At 41.6% G+C, this 17215-nt stretch carries 16 protein-coding genes; 5 read left to right on the top strand and 11 right to left on the bottom strand.

The window, feature by feature from the left end:
• Window positions 1-8 precede the first annotated feature (8 nt).
• The 3 genes from ACF8PK_RS18050 to ACF8PK_RS18040 all read right to left on the bottom strand — a co-directional run bounded on the left by ACF8PK_RS18050 (window position 9) and on the right by ACF8PK_RS18040 (window position 2878).
• A complete protein-coding gene (locus ACF8PK_RS18050; RefSeq protein WP_140087453.1) occupies window positions 9-1130 on the bottom strand; it encodes an SAVED domain-containing protein in 1122 nt (373 codons plus the stop codon).
• The gene (locus tag ACF8PK_RS18045; RefSeq protein WP_013571341.1) at window positions 1130-1306 is read right to left on the bottom strand and encodes a hypothetical protein; all 177 of its coding nucleotides are present in this window, start codon (window positions 1304-1306) and stop codon (window positions 1130-1132) included. The genes ACF8PK_RS18050 and ACF8PK_RS18045 overlap by 1 nt, the downstream gene beginning before the upstream one ends.
• A 315-nt stretch (window positions 1307-1621) precedes the next feature.
• Complete coding sequence (locus ACF8PK_RS18040; RefSeq protein ID WP_140087454.1) at window positions 1622-2878, bottom strand: nucleotidyltransferase; 1257 nt, start codon at window positions 2876-2878, stop codon at window positions 1622-1624.
• A 173-nt stretch (window positions 2879-3051) separates the two neighbouring features.
• Between ACF8PK_RS18040 and ACF8PK_RS18035 the strand changes: the two genes are divergently transcribed.
• On the top strand, window positions 3052-3954 hold the full coding sequence (locus tag ACF8PK_RS18035; RefSeq protein WP_140087455.1) for a WYL domain-containing protein: 903 nt from the start codon (window positions 3052-3054) through the stop codon (window positions 3952-3954).
• 264 nt (window positions 3955-4218) lie between these two features.
• On the opposite strand, the gene ACF8PK_RS18030 is transcribed toward ACF8PK_RS18035, so the two are convergent.
• Entirely contained in the window at window positions 4219-5919 is a 1701-nt protein-coding gene (locus ACF8PK_RS18030) for a restriction endonuclease subunit S (protein WP_140087456.1), read from the bottom strand.
• On the bottom strand, window positions 5919-7409 hold the full coding sequence (locus tag ACF8PK_RS18025) for an N-6 DNA methylase (protein ID WP_140087457.1): 1491 nt from the start codon (window positions 7407-7409) through the stop codon (window positions 5919-5921). Before ACF8PK_RS18025 ends, ACF8PK_RS18030 begins: the two co-directional genes overlap by 1 nt.
• 163 nt (window positions 7410-7572) lie before the next feature.
• On the opposite strand from ACF8PK_RS18025, the gene ACF8PK_RS18020 reads away from it, so the two are divergent.
• Window positions 7573-7971: a hypothetical protein gene (locus tag ACF8PK_RS18020; protein ID WP_011079925.1), complete on the top strand. Its 399-nt coding sequence runs from the start codon at window positions 7573-7575 to the stop codon at window positions 7969-7971.
• A 167-nt stretch (window positions 7972-8138) separates the two neighbouring features.
• Here the strand turns inward: ACF8PK_RS18020 and ACF8PK_RS18015 are convergent, their stop codons facing one another.
• Window positions 8139-8288 (bottom strand): hypothetical protein, encoded by a 150-nt coding sequence (locus tag ACF8PK_RS18015; protein WP_180771571.1) that lies wholly within the window; start codon window positions 8286-8288, stop codon window positions 8139-8141.
• Window positions 8289-8363: 75 nt separating this feature from the next.
• Here ACF8PK_RS18015 and ACF8PK_RS18010 point away from each other — a divergent pair, with 75 nt between their 5' ends.
• Both ACF8PK_RS18010 and ACF8PK_RS18005 read left to right on the top strand, forming a co-directional pair.
• Window positions 8364-8738 carry an elongation factor Ts gene (locus tag ACF8PK_RS18010; RefSeq protein ID WP_114322581.1) on the top strand — a complete coding sequence of 125 codons (375 nt, stop codon included), beginning with the start codon at window positions 8364-8366 and terminating at the stop codon, window positions 8736-8738.
• Window positions 8739-9403: 665 nt separating this feature from the next.
• Window positions 9404-10078, top strand: coding sequence for a site-specific DNA-methyltransferase (locus ACF8PK_RS18005; RefSeq protein ID WP_114322580.1), 675 nt, complete (start codon window positions 9404-9406; stop codon window positions 10076-10078).
• Between the two features lie 38 nt (window positions 10079-10116).
• On the opposite strand, the gene ACF8PK_RS18000 is transcribed toward ACF8PK_RS18005, so the two are convergent.
• From ACF8PK_RS18000 to ACF8PK_RS17990, 3 genes are all read right to left on the bottom strand, one after another.
• Window positions 10117-11466 (bottom strand): hypothetical protein, encoded by a 1350-nt coding sequence (locus tag ACF8PK_RS18000; RefSeq protein WP_129171553.1) that lies wholly within the window; start codon window positions 11464-11466, stop codon window positions 10117-10119.
• Window positions 11467-12045: 579 nt separating this feature from the next.
• Window positions 12046-14490: an EcoAI/FtnUII family type I restriction enzme subunit R gene (hsdR, locus tag ACF8PK_RS17995; RefSeq protein ID WP_140087483.1), complete on the bottom strand. Its 2445-nt coding sequence runs from the start codon at window positions 14488-14490 to the stop codon at window positions 12046-12048.
• A 189-nt stretch (window positions 14491-14679) separates the two neighbouring features.
• Window positions 14680-14910 (bottom strand): helix-turn-helix domain-containing protein, encoded by a 231-nt coding sequence (locus ACF8PK_RS17990; RefSeq protein WP_074544459.1) that lies wholly within the window; start codon window positions 14908-14910, stop codon window positions 14680-14682.
• A gap of 149 nt (window positions 14911-15059) precedes the next feature.
• Between ACF8PK_RS17990 and ACF8PK_RS17985 the strand changes: the two genes are divergently transcribed.
• On the top strand, window positions 15060-15569 hold the full coding sequence (locus tag ACF8PK_RS17985; protein ID WP_229652707.1) for a DNA repair protein: 510 nt from the start codon (window positions 15060-15062) through the stop codon (window positions 15567-15569).
• Window positions 15570-16261: 692 nt separating this feature from the next.
• Here ACF8PK_RS17985 and ACF8PK_RS17980 read toward each other — a convergent pair.
• On the bottom strand, window positions 16262-17056 hold the full coding sequence (locus ACF8PK_RS17980) for a DNA repair protein (RefSeq protein WP_140087458.1): 795 nt from the start codon (window positions 17054-17056) through the stop codon (window positions 16262-16264).
• 12 nt (window positions 17057-17068) lie between these two features.
• Window positions 17069-17215: a helix-turn-helix transcriptional regulator gene (locus tag ACF8PK_RS17975; protein ID WP_392443292.1), complete on the bottom strand. Its 147-nt coding sequence runs from the start codon at window positions 17213-17215 to the stop codon at window positions 17069-17071.

The raw sequence follows: 17215 nt of genomic DNA, 5'->3' as shown, positions 1-17215 counted from the left end.
AAGACCTCTTATACGGCTTGCTCTAAGTCATCATTAAACTCGGTCAGTCTAATAGATGGCTCTGCGTGGGGTAAGTTAGTAATTGATACTCCCCATGGGTAAGGGATTTTGTTATCTTTTTCGTATTGGTAAATCGTAATGTGAGGAAGGTTCCGTCTGTCGTACGCTTGACCAAATTTGAATGCTACGCTGTTTTGAGAAGCTAATACGAGGTGTATATCGTTATAGCCTTCTTCCATGAGATTTTTAACTTCTTCGATCAAATCATAAGCTAAACGACTTTGCTTTTTACTTGACCAGTGATTATCAAAACGCTTTTCCCTCAGTTTCAAATGTATCTGTGGCATCTTTGGAAAACAGAGGTCAATAGCTTTCTCATCAACAGGGTAAGAGAAAGATACAGCAAGAACGATAGATTCTTTGCTATCAGCATGCTTTATTGTCTTTTCAAACTTCTCATTGTCGTCACTAATAGGATCGAGTTCTTTCCAGCTTGATAGTTGTCGATCCCAGTCGAGCACTTCAATATGAGACTCATCATCCAACAAATATCCTGATAGGAAAGCAAAAGGGACAGGAACTAAACCACCATAAACAATGTGAAAATCTTCAGCAGCAATACTATTTCTTCGCTCTTCTATAGAGTGCTCTAGATTGAGGAATTTCTTAAGAGCTAATTTGGGTTGGCTTACTGTGCCGTTAGCAAGACTGTCTCGGATATCTATTACTGTATTGGAAATATTTCGGCCTTTATATTTTTGCTGAACGTGCTCTGATAGTGGGGAGTCAGATGTGTTTACGAGTCCTCTTTGCTCAATAGAGAATACAATTTGTTTAGCCAATTGTCGGTGTTCTATAACTGAGCGGACTATCTCCCAAGCTAGCCCAATTGCCATTAGGAGTATACTGAAATAAAAACCGATAGAAACGAGTAGAGCAGGGACATCAGAACCAGCAACGTCAAGGCTAATGAGTTGGCTAGCTGTTACGTATTGAACATTGAATGCTACGCCTCCCATCAATGTTATCGGGAAGAAATAGGCTCCTGTCCTGAAAATTAACAAGGCAGGAGAGCGTTTTCTGAATAGCCAGTTGATGGTCTGAACAACGATATAAGTCAAAAGATTCATTACTTTCCCTTGTTTGCTGGTTGATGGTGAGAGTTATTGATTTGATCCATATATTGCTCAATAGTTAGTTCACCAGGGTGAACACCACCACCACGCCACTCTCCATCTGATAACCAAAGCTCCCAGTACCACAGCCATTCTTGCGTCCATGGGATGATTGATTCAGCGATTAACATACTAGGCACCCAGTCTTTGGAGCTACCGCTGTTAAACATTAGGCAGGGTTTAGTATTCTCTTTGGAGAAGAACTCATGAGGTGAGCGCTTCCCTCCTGCTAGATCTCTTAGATTCGGGGACAATACCTCGACCTCAGGAATACAACCTAACCCAGCCCATTTAACAAGAATTAGGTATTCTCGGCTAAGTCGAGAAGGTTGTAGTACTTGTCTCCATTCCAGTTTTAGACCTGTTTTACCTTTGAGTATTCTACCTTTACCACCATGGTAACGTTTTTGTAGCGCGTTAAGCTGCCTTTGAAGGTGATGGCACATCTATACATCACCGTAGAAGTTGTGTTTAGGAACGGGAGTGGCTGTGGCTGCATTGGATACTCCTAAGCCAATAGAAGAAACTACCGCACGATTTTTAGCTCGTCGTTCAGTCAGAGTGTTCGCAAGTTTGGCTTGGATGCCTCTTGCTGCTTGAGAACCAAACATTTCTCTTGAGCGCTCAATGGTTTTATCAAGCCCTTGATCTAATTCAAGTAGTTTTGCTAGATCTTCAGTAACCTGCGTATACCACGCTTTAAATGCTTGGGGTAACATCGGTTTCTCATGCCATTTATCTGCAAAATTCTCCGTAGGAAGTGCTGGGTTGCGAATAGTGTACTTTACAGTACCGTTAGACTGATATTGATGGGAAATGAAGTTTGGCATTTCTTCAAGTACATCTAACATCAGATCAAATGGGTTTTGGTACTCCTTGTTAGAGTTTGAGCACTTTTCATAAGCTAGACCTGCTAGAGTCGTAATAATTATGCTTATTGGAGCGCAATCGCCATAAACGTTCTGCTTATTTTGTTTCCACATGTCTCTATGTCGCTTGAGAAGCTGAACTACAATCTGAAGTACAGTCTTTCGACCCTGACCAGGTAACGGTTCTACTGTCCCCGCATATATATCACTATTAGATCTGTAGTTGCTTTTTCTATTCCAGCGAATCTCTTTACTACACGCGCTTCGGAACCACTTCCTATATCCGTATGGATGAGAAGGACTATTGGCATCCTTGATGTCTGCAACTCTTACTTTGCTCTTATGGTTTGGCGAGTCCATATCTTCAGGCATGCTAGGGGTTATGTCCATGTGGAACCCCTGGCCTTCGATACCTCCATATTGCAGAGTGACACATCTGCGTTTTGGCACATTCTCTATTTTGTCACCGTATCGTTGAGAGTCTTTCAGCACTCGTATCAAATTGAAGAGTAGCTCGTTGGCTTCATCAGTAGTTGTTGGATAGTGCTGACTTGGTAAGTGCAGCACGAGATCTATATCCATGTCTGAGTCTTCATCAATCGGTTTTACGGATGTGCCAATACCAACACTACCTTGAGCATAAATGTGGCATTCCGCTAGCTCGCCCCCTTGGTTTGCCAAATAGGATCCGATTGCTCGGTAAGCCGTCTTCAATTGAGACAACTGTGTTTCGGTCAAGTCTAGGTTCGATGTGATATGAGAGATCATCTCGAAACAAAATTCTTTATCGCTTGCACTTAGTTGTCTTAGTGATTTGAAACCTTGAACTTGCACAGCTATCTCCTAGTGGTTTTGGTTGGCTAATAACCGATTATGCCGATTGGGATTATTATGATAGATCGAAATGATACGTGTCAATGATCTTTTTGTGCATTTGTTGTGTATTGTAATTACACGTAATGATTTTTTTGCTACGATTTGGCTAGATTGAACAATGGATAGGCATCATGGAAAACAGTTCTCAAGCAGACATCACATCAGAGACAACCTCTATTAACGCTCGTTTAGCTTATATTGACTTTAAGTTGTTTTTTACAGGGCGTGTTAGTCGGGCTGATCTTAAAGATGCGTTTGGTATTGCAGAAGCAGCCGCTTCCCGAGTTCTTACTGAATACTCCAAACGTAGGCCAAACAACAAAACTCAAAAAACGAATACGATTATCAGGAAATCCTTCGAGCCATTGACAGATATAGATGGTGAATTGGCGCTTGGTATGCTCGCCAATGGATTTAATAGCAACAAGATCTTCGGCGTTACTGAGCTTGCCTATGAAAAGATTGGCAAGTTTCCCAACCAAATGAACACTGATGAAGTCGCTATGATTACTAGGGCGATATCGGGTAAGTATGCGATTTCCTGCAACTATCTTTCTGAAAACAGCTCTAATCATCAAATTAGAACCTTGGTTCCGTTGGCAATTATGTATGATGGAACCAGTTGGATGTTCAGAGCATTTGATCGTTCAGAAGTCAAAAAGAATAAATTTAAAAACTTCCATTTTGCTCGTGTTAGGAATGTGGTTGAAGAGCATGATTCTAAGGAGTCTAGGCAGCATGATCATGAGGCTTTAGCTCAAGATAAGCTGTGGAACTTAAGGTTACCTTTGATCTTAAAACTCCACCCCTCGTTGTCAGAGGTGGATAAGCAAAAAGTAAGAACTGATTTCGGTATACCTGAAGATAAAGATGAGGTTTATGTTACAGAGAGAGCTGCATTTAGATGGATTGTTGAGAAAAAGTGGTATATCGATGCTCGGTCAAATGAAGAAAAGCGAGAGGATAAGCAAAGTCGTTTTTATAAGTTCGAGCTAAGCAACTTGGAAATGATAAAACAAATGGAACAGGCCTAAACCACACTAATAAATCTGAATCCGATAACTTGAGATTGTTCGGTTAAAAACAACTTTTCGACCTGTTGATTGAATTTCTTTTTACTTCAATGGCTTTGGACTGGTTTGAATCTGTAAAAGCGTGATGCTGACTACTTTGTATCGGGGAATAGAGACGGTGGTATTGTTGCTAGATAGAAGTCTCTTGCAGCCGAGGGCTGCAAGAGTTGTCGATGTTAGCGTGAGAGGTTTTTATTGGCGATATTGTAAAGACTCAACTCATGGTTATACCGCTTGTTCGACAATGGTATCCGTAAGGTGGAGTTGGCTCTGATATTTTTTTCTTATACCTTGTTTTAGTTGTTCACAGATATCCATTATTTGCTCAAGCATCATATTGATCTTTTTTTGCTCATTCAGAGGCGGGATCGCTAAGGTGACGTTCCAGAGTTTCTCTGAGATAAGTTTACAAGTACCGTGCGAGCTTCTATCTACCAAGTCGGTAAACGTTGTTTTCGTTGCTTTCATAACCGTGAGAAGGTAATGAGGGTCAATATTGCTAAAAACTAAAGCTTTCATATCTTGATTAATCACGACATCTTTATTAGTTAATGCAACAGGGAAAGAGTGCGCAAGAATCATCCCTCGAACAACCATTAGCAAACTGTTTTTAGGGATTAATTTTATAGTAGTTTCTTTGATTGCTTTTTCTGTCACGGTATCGATAGCAGACTCAATAAAATCCACTTTCATATCTTTAGGAGAAACCCAAGGTATTTCACCATCCCAATATTTGCTGTTAGATTTTGATGGTGTGCCTCCACCTAAATCGTAGCCTATTTGTCCCAAGCGACACCACTCCCAGCCACTAGGAAGTTCAAACGGCTTTTCATCTTCACTAATCGGCGGTAGCACTTTTTCCTTTTTGATTTTCTTCTCTTTGACTATTTGTGCTTTTTCTTCCGTAATTCTTTTCAGTAACTCAGCCGCAGGTTCATCACTTGGATCTTGTGGAACCAACTTACCCATCACCGCCAGTTGTAGAATGGTTTGCTTGAGCTGGTCGATGCTTTCTTCAGTAGTGAATAAGGTATCGAAATGCTCACTGATTCGCGCCCAGTTTTGCATCAACTCGTCAGCATCGGCAGAGTTGGTGAGTGTGTCCAACAGCGTTGTTACCAGCACTTGATGCGCTTCGATACTGGCTTCGGTTTGTTGCTCAAGCTGATCGCAGAGTGCCATTAACTCATCGACTTTGGCGACGATGCGATGTTGCTCTTCTAGGGAAGGAATTACGAACAAATTTTCATTAAGTATTTTGAAATGTCGTCCATAACCACGGCTTTCTATATCGTAGCTTCTCAGTTGTAGATAGAAAAACTCTGGCGCGATTCCTATGGGACAGAGTATCTTTGTCCCATCAGCTCCAGGAACAAAGCTAAAGTCTACATATTTAATGTTTCGCGTGTGATCGCCAAAAATAATAATTGGTGATTCAATGTCGATTACACGTTCCTCATCATTGGAGTAGCCTGCAATAGCCTCTTGACCTTGATCTATTACAGGGTAGGTGCCATGTTCAAGTACATCTGATGATTTCAGTTTTTTCCCGCTTGGAGATATTGTGTAGTACACATCAGGGAGCCTACGAATATCCCAATTGGAGGGTAATTCAAACGAAAATTCATCATCACAAACTTCAGCTAACTTTTTTGGCTTAGTGATTTTCTTCTCTTTCACCAACTGTGCTTTTTCAGCCGAAATTCGCTCAAGCAACACTGAAGCAGGCTCATCATTAGGGTCTTGAGGCACAAGCTTTCCTCGCACAGCTAACTCTAGAATTAGCTCACGTAGCTTCTTAACGCCATACAGTTCTAGCTTCTTGCTGCTACCTCGACCAGAGGTTGATCTGGTCTTAACTGCTGAAGTCCAGATATCAATATGCTCGGTGATTAGCTTATTCATAGTTGATTGGTCGACTGCCATTATTGTTCTCCACCTTGCTTCTTACCTTGAATGGTAGAGCTAAGCGCATCACCGAGAACGCCTTTCAGTTGGTCTCGTAGTGCCTTAATTTCTTGCTGTTGTTGCTGATAGTTCGCCAGTAACTCTTCAGGGTCATGGCTGACGACTTCGTCCTGATACGGGTTTTTAATATCAAGGTTAAAGTTGCGCTCGATAATATCTTCAATCGACACTTTCCAAGCTTGCTTGGTCTCGATACGGGTAGCGAACCCATCGGCCTCGTCACCCCACCAATCGATCTCTTGCTGGAATTCCTCAAACTTCATCGGTTTGGTTTTACTGTAGTTCTTCACACCTTCTGGGTAAGGGTGCTCATAGAACCACACTTCTTTAGTAGGCTGGCCTTTGGTAAAGAACAGAATGTTGGTCTTAATGCCTGTGTATGGGTTGAATACGCCATTAGGTAAGCGAACAATCGTGTGCAGGTTACACTCTTCCGTCAGCATCTTTTTGATTTTGGTTTTTACACCTTCACCGAACAAGGTGCCATCAGGTAGCACCACACCAGCGCGACCATCTTTATCTAATACTTCGACAATAAGCTGCAAGAACAGATCGGCGGTTTCACGAGTTTGCATTTCGGCAGGGAAGTTCTTTTCAATCCCGTCCTCTTCTGTGCCGCCAAACGGTGGGTTAGTCGCAATCACATTGATATTGCTGTCCCAGTTTGAAAGCGGCTTGTTGAGTGTGTTGCCATGCTTAATCTGCACAGGGACTTCGATGCCGTGCAACATCATATTGGTGATACACAGCAAGTGTGGTAGTTGTTTCTTTTCTACACCATGGATTTGCTTTTGCAGTGTTTGGTGGTCGGCTGCGCTGGTCACGTAGTTCTCTTTGACGTGATCGAACGCGCAAGCCAGGAATCCACCCGTGCCGCAGGCGGGATCCATAATTTGATCACCCAGTTTAGGGTCAAGACGATTGACGATAAAACGAGTCACCGCGCGAGGTGTATAGAACTCACCCGCATTACCTGCACTTTGTAGGTCGCGTAGGATTTGTTCATAGATATCACCAAACAGGTGGCGTTCTTTAGAGTCAGTAAAGTCGATTTCGTTGAGCTTGTTAATTACTTGACGAAGCAGCGTGCCATTTTTCATGTAGTTGAAGGCATCACTAAAAGCTTCTTTCACCACAAAACCGCGTGGGTTGGTGTCTTTCGGTGCGGTTAGGTTTTTTAACGTCGGGAATAGGTCATCATTGATGAATTCCAGCAGTTCATCACCCGTAATGCCTTGGTTATCTGCTGCCCAGTTGCGCCATAGGTACTTGGCTGGGATGGGTTCGCGGTAATCATCTAACTCGAACTCTAGCTCTTCTTCTTGAGCATCAAACACTTTAAGGAATAAAAGCCACGACATTTGGCCTAGACGCTGCGCGTCACCATCAACACCCGCATCTTTACGCATGATGTCTTGAATAGACTTGATAACTGAACTGATTGACATGAAGTTCTACTACTAACTGACTGAAAAAATTAGGGCGGATTATAGCAGAAATGGGTCGAAGAAAATGAACTTATCGCTATGAAACTATGTTTGTAATTGTGGTTTAATAATGAATCAGTGATATAAATGAAACAATAAAAAATATAACCAGGTTGTCTAGAAAATGAAGGTTGAGTGTCCCCATTGTCACACTGACAATGTCATTGAATATGCAGAGAATATCTCGTGTGAGAAGTGTGAAAAAAGCTTCAAAGGCTTTAAATTTAGTAAACGGAAACTGGTGTCTGCCAGTACGGCATTGGTCGTGGGCGTGGTTGGTGGTTATAAGGTGAATGGTGCTTTTGATGAAGAGCGTTACCCATTAGAAGTAGAGTATGCCATCGTTGATACCTGCATAAACTCGTCAAAAAATATGGTGTCGGTGAGTTGGTATGAGAGTAAGCGAGAAACGTGTTTATGCGCTCTTTCACAAACGGAAAAGTCTGTGCCGTATTCCGATTACAAATCTGATCAAAACTTGTTTTTGAGTAACTTCAAGCTGAATGCGAGAAGTTGTTCATAATAGAAAAATGAGGCAGCTAGACTGCCTCATTTATATCTAATGTGCTTAGCGTTTAGGTGTGTTGCCTCGACCTTTGCCTGAAGGCTTGCCAGTTGTGCTTGGGTAGTTTGGATTACCTTTCGGCGCAGTCTTTGGTGCAGAACTTGGTTTTGCCATGATGGTTACTCCTATTTACCTTGTTTTTGGTTGTTGGCGGCAGCGCGTTGAGCGCGAGCCGCGAATGAATCTTTAGAGACTTGTCCGCCATTTTGTTTTGCTTGATTCGCTTGAATACGAGCAGCGGCTTTAGGAGTCATTGGTGCTTTGTTTTTAGACATAGTATTTTCCTTTTCATTAATTGAATGCTTGTCTCCGCTGAGACCATTGCATAGTAACTAGTAGGGTAGGGACAAATGGGGACAACCCAAAAACAAAAGCAAATTCGAACTATGTTGGATGCGTTAGGCTGGAGCCATAAGCAACTGGCCGATGTATTATATGAAGAGCTTTATTGCTCTGATTATGAGGAGCTTCATGATGTAGATCCCGAGGCTGTGAGCAAATTTCAACAGACGTTAAAAAAGCAACTTCAACGTCCTTCTACACCAGAAGATAGGCTACAACAGTACGTAAAAATCGTATCAGAACACCCAGAGTTTATTGCTTTGGGATTGGGAGTTGTTGTGCCTAAATACGTAGGACACACATGTTTAAATCAATGCCTTATAGATGGGCTTTCCGAGATCTCCAACACACTAGATAATGAAAATGAATGCATAGATGTTTAATATGTTAAATAATGTGCAAGTTATGAAATTGTTTTAGGTGGGGAATATTAGGGGGACGCTGTGTACAAGGGGCATTGGTACGATGTTGTGGGAAAAGAGAGAACGGATCTTAGAGCTATGAGCCTTGATTTCGACTCATTAAAGTTGGCTATAGATGAAGCAATGAGCGTTTTGCCTGATACAAAATTGATCGTAATTAATGAGAATTTAGGCTGGGGTCTTATCTCTATCGAGGAAACCAAGCGGATGCTAATTTGTAAGGACTAGAAAGTTACCTTGCTATGCAGCTAAAACGAACTTTGTTGCTTTCCTCACTGTTTGATTTATAAGCATCCCGTATCATAAAGCGTCTATGATACTTAAAGAGGTGCTTTGCATGACTTGCAGTTGTTGTAACAAACGTTTGAACGTAGGAATGATACACAAGAGAGATCCCCACACGGGCCAAAAATTTAAGTCCTGCCCCCATTGTTCTGATGCAAATGGAGGAGAGCATGTTTTTCATCCCTATCCATCGTCCTTTGGCAAAACTCCTGCTAGAGTGACGGCTAGGAACCCCGAAGGCTACCAGAGCTACTGTATCGATTGTCGCCGCCTAAATAAAGGTGAGCTATCTCATACATATATGAATGGAAAAACGTGCAGTAGTCTTGTTTAGGAATCGAATGAATTTATCCCAAGATGATGCAGTAAACTGGCTATCAATGCTCGATTCTGCGAGCGTTGATTTGCTAATAACAGATCCTCCTTATGAATCTCTAGAGAAACACCGAAAGATCGGTACGACAACAAGACTTAAAGTCAGTAAGTCCTCAAGCAATCAATGGTTTGAGATATTCCCAAATGCAAGATTTGAAGAGCTACTGCGCGAAGTTTATCGTGTGCTCAAGAAGAATGCGCATTTCTATCTTTTCTGCGATCAAGAAACGATGTTCGTCATTAAACCGATTGCGGAAAAAGTCGGTTTTAGATTCTGGAAACCAATTATTTGGGATAAGGTTAGTATTGGTATGGGTTACCATTACCGTGCTCGACACGAATACATACTGTTTTTTGAAAAGGGCAAGAGAAAGCTTAATGATTTGAGCATACCTGACATACTGACTCATAAACGGGTCTATAGAGGGTATCCAACTGAAAAGCCAGTAAGTCTCTTGGAAGTTCTGGTCGCTCAAAGTAGCAGAGAAGGCGAGCTAGTTGTTGATCCGTTTTTTGGCTCTGGCTCGACCTTGGTTGCAGCTAAGAACTTGAATCGTCAGTGCAAAGGAAACGATATTTCCTCGTCTGCCCATGAACATATTCGTCAGCGTATGAAGTTTCATAAGAGATCGCTAAGCTAAGCCATTGAAAGGTTGTATTTTGGTGTGCTCTATCTGTGTTAATAAGTGTCATAAAAGTTTCTTTTACCAATCTTCTTGAATATATCTTTGTATATTTTTTTGAAAGAAGGCTGATTGCACAGATGGCTACTACTGAAACTCTTATTGATAGCTATAACTTCAGAGTCACTTCTTTTAGATAACCATTTTATAATTTTCAATTTTTTACGGCGTAATACAAGTGTGCGTACGAGGAGTAAAGAAATGATCGCATACAGCAAAGGTAGGAAAATTATGTGGATGAATAAATCGCTAGGGTTTGTAAAATTTGAGGGGCTTAGACCACTTATATACTCTTCAATGGTCACATTTTGTTTAGTAGCTCTGGCGTATAATGTGTAAGTAATTACAGGTACAGACACTAGTGTGACGTTTCGCAAAGTTAACATTGAAGCGAAAGTCTTGAGGACAGTGTTAAGTCGTAAGTTCTCACTTGTCTGCCAAAAACTATGGAACATCTCAGAAAAGTCTTCAACAGCCCATTGTCCTCCATCAGGACTATCAATTTGCTGCTTCCATTCACCAAGATTTCGGCTGTCTTTGCTTAACATTTTCCCGCTAACAGCGCTTAAACATAAAAGTGATTCTTTACAGTAATTAAAAAGAACATTTAAGTGTTCAACTAAATCATGTTTGTATTGAGTTGATGCTATTCTCTTCTGCTCGTCAGATAACATAAAACTTAGCTTGGCATTAAGCTTGATGTCGTTATTCGTATCAAACTTTACATGTTTGCTCTCATCGATGTGAGCTTTTACGATTTCTGCAATTTTAATTAGAGGCTGGATGCAGCTAGTGTAGTCATCAAGGTTTTTTGAGTCTACTGATTGCTCAAGGGAAATCAGTATCTCACGTGAATCACTCATTGAAAGTAAAACAGGCCGAATAAAGTACAATCGATATATCATTTTCTTTCGAAACTCTTGGTATGCAGATTGTAATTTTTGCTCTTTATCTACCATTTCACTCAATGTGTTAATTAACAATTCTATTTCAATTGAGTTCATTTCGAAGATAGGCTTGTCAATGATGTTATCGACACTTTTTCTTAGAGAAGTGCTTGCTGTTGCGCAATCTACATAAAATGGCTCCAACTCCTTTATACTTTCATTAATAGTCATCAATGCGCTAGAGCGTACTTTCTCATCAACATCGCGCTTTATATTATCTTTATCTTCCTGCCGCTTTGTGTAAACCCAAGTTAGGGCAGTAGCGATGATTGTTATACTAGTTGCAACATCAAAACCAAATTGTATGCTGTCAGATATGTTTATCATAGATGTTGTTCCTTCCAGGCACTTTTCGCCAAGCAATGTAGTTAGTGTGCGTACAGCATGTCGATACTCCATCAACGTTATCAAAATGGCCTTTCGTACTCATTTGGATCAGACCGATAGTTGCACAAGTATTTCGTCTTGGATTGGATAAACACTGGATATAGAAAAATGCCTCAAACTGTATCTCATCTCGGGTCTTGGAGATTTTTTCTTCACATGCACGCTTTTTGTCTAATGTGCTGTAATTTAATGGAATTGACGTAACTTGCAAGGTGTAGATAAGCTTTAAAATTTGCACTGATTATAAATTGCTGCTCTATAACAATCGCCTGTTAATATTATGGTTTATGCCACGGAAATGTTATCTGGTATTGATAGGCTAACTGACTAACCCCAAAAGTTGGGATACCAATATCACTGCATTGTCTGTAAAGTCGTTAGGACTGGTGGTCTTATTGTGGCGGGAATGTTGATCTATCCAGTCCAATGTAGAGGTGTTAGGAGGCTTGTGAACTATAGGAATCACGTCTTTAAACATATTGTGTAGCTCTCTACAGTAGTATGTTGAAGACAGACAACTCCAACCATATGGAACCAGGTAACATCTAAAACATCTCTTGTGTATTTTTGTATTTAGCTGTGGTTCACGAGCTATGCCGATTGATAGATTTCCGACTCTAGTTCACTGATAGCTTCTAAGTACTGCTCTTTACCACCAAAGCACTTTTTGACGATTTCAGCAGGGCGTCCCATCTCGTCAAAAGGCTTAACTTTGAGTACATGAATATTCTCAATCTCTTGAACGCCTTCGTCTGCGTACTTGTCCAGTAGGTTGTTCAACACCTGCTGAGCCGTTTCACCGTACTTAGTGAAGTAGTTGCGCTTTTTGACGTTGTCTGCACGTTCTTTTCTGGTGAGTGCTGGTTGGTCATACACGACATGACAAATCATGTCGAATGGGTCGAGATCTTTGCCGACTTCCAGCTCTAATGCTTCCCAGATGATGCCTTCCTCTGCCAGTTCATCAATGATTGCTTGCTTTTTATCGGCATCTTGCCAGCGCTTAACAAAGTCATCCATTGAGGTGAACTGTTTTGCCATCGTCTTGCGGGTATAGTCTTTGAACGACTCGGTTACGAGTTTACCGTCGGAATCGTAGTATTGAACACGTTCGGCAATGGCTTTCACCGTTACACCGTTGACATGGAACTTTCTAACTCGGTTTTCATCCTGCCAATCATCATCGGAATTGCTACCGTCAGAAGGAGATGAACCTGAGTCGTATAAAGCCTCTGGTTCATGGATGCTTTCAGGGTCGATATCTTCCCCTTCAAATGGATCATCTTGTTCAAGTTCATCCTCACCATCGATGATCTCATCGAGTCCATCATCGGTATCGAAGTCTTCTGGTTTTGTCTCTTTAACTCGCTCAGGGACACCATCAAAGCGCTCATCAGCGAACAGTTCAGTCGCCTTTTTGAAGTCGAGAATGGTAAACCATAGCTTTCCGTAACGATCATCGATACGAGTACCGCGACCGATAATCTGCTTAAACTTGGTCATCGACTGAATGCCCTGGTCAAGAACAACCAGTTTGCAAGTTTTTGCATCGACACCTGTAGTCATAAGTTCTGAGGTGGTTGCGATAACAGGGTAAGCCTTTTTGGGGCTGATGAAGTTATCAAGCTGAGCTTTGCCGATTTCATCATCACCAGTGATTTTCATTACGTATTTTTCATTTTTAGCAACTTGCTCAGGGTTGCAGTTGATCAGCGCTCGTCGCATACGTTCTGCATGGTCAATGTCATTGCAGAACACAATGGTCTTCGCCATCGGGTCGGTGCGCTTGAGGTAGCTGGTGATGGTCTGTGCAACCAGTTCTGTTCGCTCATCAATGACCATAGTTCTGTCGAAGTCTTTCTGGTTATAGATCCTGTCTTCGATGACTTCACCATGTTTATCGACTTGTCCTTTGGTTGGTCGCCAACCTTGTAAATCTACATCGATATCTACACGCACAACTTTGTAAGGGGCTAAGAAACCGTCTTCAATACCTTGCTTTAGAGAGTAGGTATAAATGGCATCGCCAAAGTACTCGGTGTTAGACACGATATCGGTTTCTTTCGGTGTCGCGGTTAGCCCTATTTGAGTCGCTGAACCGAAATACTCAAGAATCTCGCGCCATGCGCTGTCCTCAGCGGCACTGCCACGATGGCACTCGTCAACGACAATAAGATCAAAGAAATCAGGATCGACCTGTTTGTATGCTTTTTGGTGATCTTCTGGGCCAGTCAGAGCTTGATACAGAGCTAAGTGGATTTCGTAAGCGGGATCGACTGTTCGACCAGTGACTTTAGTCATAGCGGGGCCAAACGGCTGGAAATCGTTCCTCTTAGTTTGATCGACCAGAACGTTTCTGTCTGCTAGAAATAGGATGCGTTTTTTGGCTCGGGACTTCCACAGTCGCCAAATAATCTGGAATGCAGTGTAAGTTTTGCCCGTACCTGTTGCCATAACCAAGAGTACACGGTTTTGTCCTGCTGCGACCGCCTCCACAGTTTTGTTTATCGCCTGTAGCTGATAGTAGCGCGGAGACTTACCGCTACCATCATCATGGTAATCTTGAGTAATAACTGGAAGGTGCTCGGTTTTGTAGCCTTTCCAAACGCAGTACTTGTCCCATAGTTGCTGAGGTGTCGGGAAGTCTTCAAGTCGAATTTCAGTTTCGAGTTGAGCTGGGTTGGTTTTGTCGTGGAAGATAAAACCGTCGCCATTTGAGGCAAAGACAAAAGGGACTTCAAGTAAGCTGGCGTAATCTAGACCTTGTTGCATACCTTTGCCGATTTCATGCTTATTCGCTTTTGCTTCGACAACGGCTAGAGGCATGCTCGGTTTATGGTAAAGGACGATGTCCGCAGACTTAACCTTTTTCCTCGCCGCTGCCTGACCACGAACAATGACCTTACCGTCACGCAGTTTAACTTCTTGACGGATTTGAGACATATCATCCCATCCTGCATCTTTGATAGCAGGAAGAATGAATTTCGTGATGATGTCGGTTTCAGATAGCTTTGATTTATTGATTGTCGATCCCATGCTACTAGCCAGCTCAGTACAAATGCATTTCATGACTATACCAAAGGATGCATAAAAGCAGAAAAGATACTGACTTATCAGTGAAGTGGATGGTGTTTTTCTAAAATAGGCAAAGGAACTACACAGGTAGAAATCTACACTGCGAGAGCAGTGTAGTTGTTCGTGAAAGCTTAAGGCTTTAAGCTTCATCTATTCTAACAAGTCTGGACGGTCTACTGGTAAAAGATCAGTTACCTCACAATCGAGAATTCGAGCTAGCTGATAAAGCTTTTCAATTGTGATTCTGACACCATCTTTCTCAACTTTACTTAGGTAGCTTCTGCTAAATCCCGCTTTTAAGCTTGCTTCAGTGCTTGATAAACCACATCTCTGTCTCTGAGCTGCAATGTTTTTTGATATTTCTTTTGCCAGATTGTTCATTTCTTATTCTTTTTCATTACTACTTTATCAAGTGTACATAACTCCATATTTATACGCTATCTAACAACTGATTGACCAAATAATCCTAGCATAATATATTATACCAATATTTAAGTGACAGCAGGTGTTTATGTATGAGAGTTGGGACAATGCAGTTATACAAAATCGGCCTCAAAAGCCTTAAGTCTTTTGAGACTGACGAATATTTTGACCTGTATAGCTACCAAGCACTGCTTAAACCGATGCTTGATGAGTATTACTGTACTGATGAACAAATTGAGAGATTTAATAATCAGTCTTATCGAATTTTGAAAATACTCGAACAAGAAGGAAAGGTTGTGCGATTAAGCCCTCCTCGAATAAATAACGCTCAATTTGTTGCCGTCGGGGGCAAAAAAGTCACACAAGAAAAGCATAGAGTCGGCCAAGGGTATTTAGAGCCAGAGCCTGTTAGCGAAGAGCGACAATACCAAGATCAGTTAAACACCAAAATCGTTGAAATTAATGTTCAAATAGTCGCACATAAAGAACTGTTGGATCTGTTTCCAGTTCATGGTGAACATTTGAACAACGAAATAGAAAAGCTAGAGAGTGAAGCATTACTTACTGAATATAAAAAAGAAATTTTGGAGAAGATTATTAGTCAAGATAGGCGCTAAGCTTGTAAAAAGGGTGGTTCTTAACTCGCGGTCTGCACTTTAGGAACCAGTTCGTAGTTGGACTCTCTTTGTCGTCATTCCCATGCGTGGGAATGAGTCAGCGGTTCGATAGTGATTTGTGAGGTGCTATGGGATCTTGCTTTAATTTGTGGGGGAATTTTCTCTGCTTTCAATGACTAAGCTTTGTTCGGCTGCAAACGCTTCGAGAATTGAGTCGACGATTTCGATGTAATGGGAATAGCGACAGAAAAACGAAACATGAGTCTTCTCGCTTTTAATGTGTGATAGCGCGAACATTGTTCATTCCAATATCCACATAAAGTTGACCTTTGCGATCGCACTGAACAGCATTCTGTTGTTTTCGCACAATATAGTTTGTACACAGCTAGGACAGTAGATCAGGCACTTACAGCAATCGGTACAATAAAGTTTGTTACTATCGCGTATTGTCTGCTTGCTGCTGCGTCTGGACCTAGCTCTGCCCTACAAAACTCATGGTCTCTAAGGTTCTGATTTAGCGAAGGTTAGAAATTAGTGTACAAACTTTATTATTCCAAACCTGCCTTTATGTACAAACTTTCTGGTCACTGTACAAACTTTATTGTTCCAGAACATCTGTGCATTAAATTTCGATTTTAGGTAGTATTTTATAGCCATTCCCACGAGTGGGAATGGTTCATCGTGATTCAGAATTAGCTTGAGGTCGCGTTTTCGTTGGTAGTGTTAGAAAACTCGCCGCGTTCTTCTAAGCGACCTTCTAAGTTAGCTTTCTTGATAAGCGTTTCTTGCAAGAGGGCGGCAGTTCGCTCAAGTTCTTTTCTCATATTCTGATTTTCAGATTTAAGCTTCGCATTGTTGTCTTCCAATACAGCATTGTCGCGTTGAAAGGCAAATGAAGAGTCTGAACTAGCTTGTAAAGTTGAGGCTTTGTTTTCAAGTCTGCTCACTTCGGTTTTTAAGCGCTCATTGTCGATCTTTAGTTCACTCAGTTGTCCTGGTAGTTCTTTCAGCTCATCAAGTTTGTCTTGAAGCTCTTCGACCAGCTCACTGGATTGTAATGCTTGTAGGCGTTTCTGTTCAGAACAGTGTTCAGCTATCTTTACTCGACTTTCTACAATACTAGCAATGTCACTTTCTACAGCTTGCCACAAAGCCGCTATGTCGAGTTTTAGTGCAGTTTCTAGCGGGCTGGAAAACCACTGGGGAACTTCTCGATTATATCGATTCGTATTAGGTTGAGCAGAAGCGAGTACTTGAAATGCTATTTGAGCTTTTACATACCTCCCACCAACCGCGGCTTGTAATTGGGCTGGGTTCTCAAAACATTTTCCTTCCGCTTTTGCAGCTTCGTAAGCGTCAAACATCACGTCGAAGGTAATGCCCTTATCTGGATCTTTATTCGCGTTATGCATTTCTTGAATAAATTGCTGCTTAAGCTTGGTACGTAAGTCTGTAATGTAAGTGCGTTCGTTAGTTTGTATGTTCATTCACTTACGCCTCTAGTACGGTAGCTCTGTTGTTTGTTCTTCGAGCCATGACTCAATAGTTTCACGCTTCCATCCGACCACTCTTGGACTGATTGCACAAGCCGCAGGGAGACGACCTTCTTTCCTCCATCTCCAGACTGTTACTTTGCTTATGTTCAA

Origin of the sequence: Vibrio sp. CJQ_6 (assembly GCF_043106745.1) — a bacterium.
Lineage (GTDB): Bacteria > Pseudomonadota > Gammaproteobacteria > Enterobacterales > Vibrionaceae > Vibrio > Vibrio furnissii.
The sequence above is the reverse complement of the archived record's forward strand: the minus strand, read 5'-3'. Positions and strand labels throughout refer to the sequence as shown.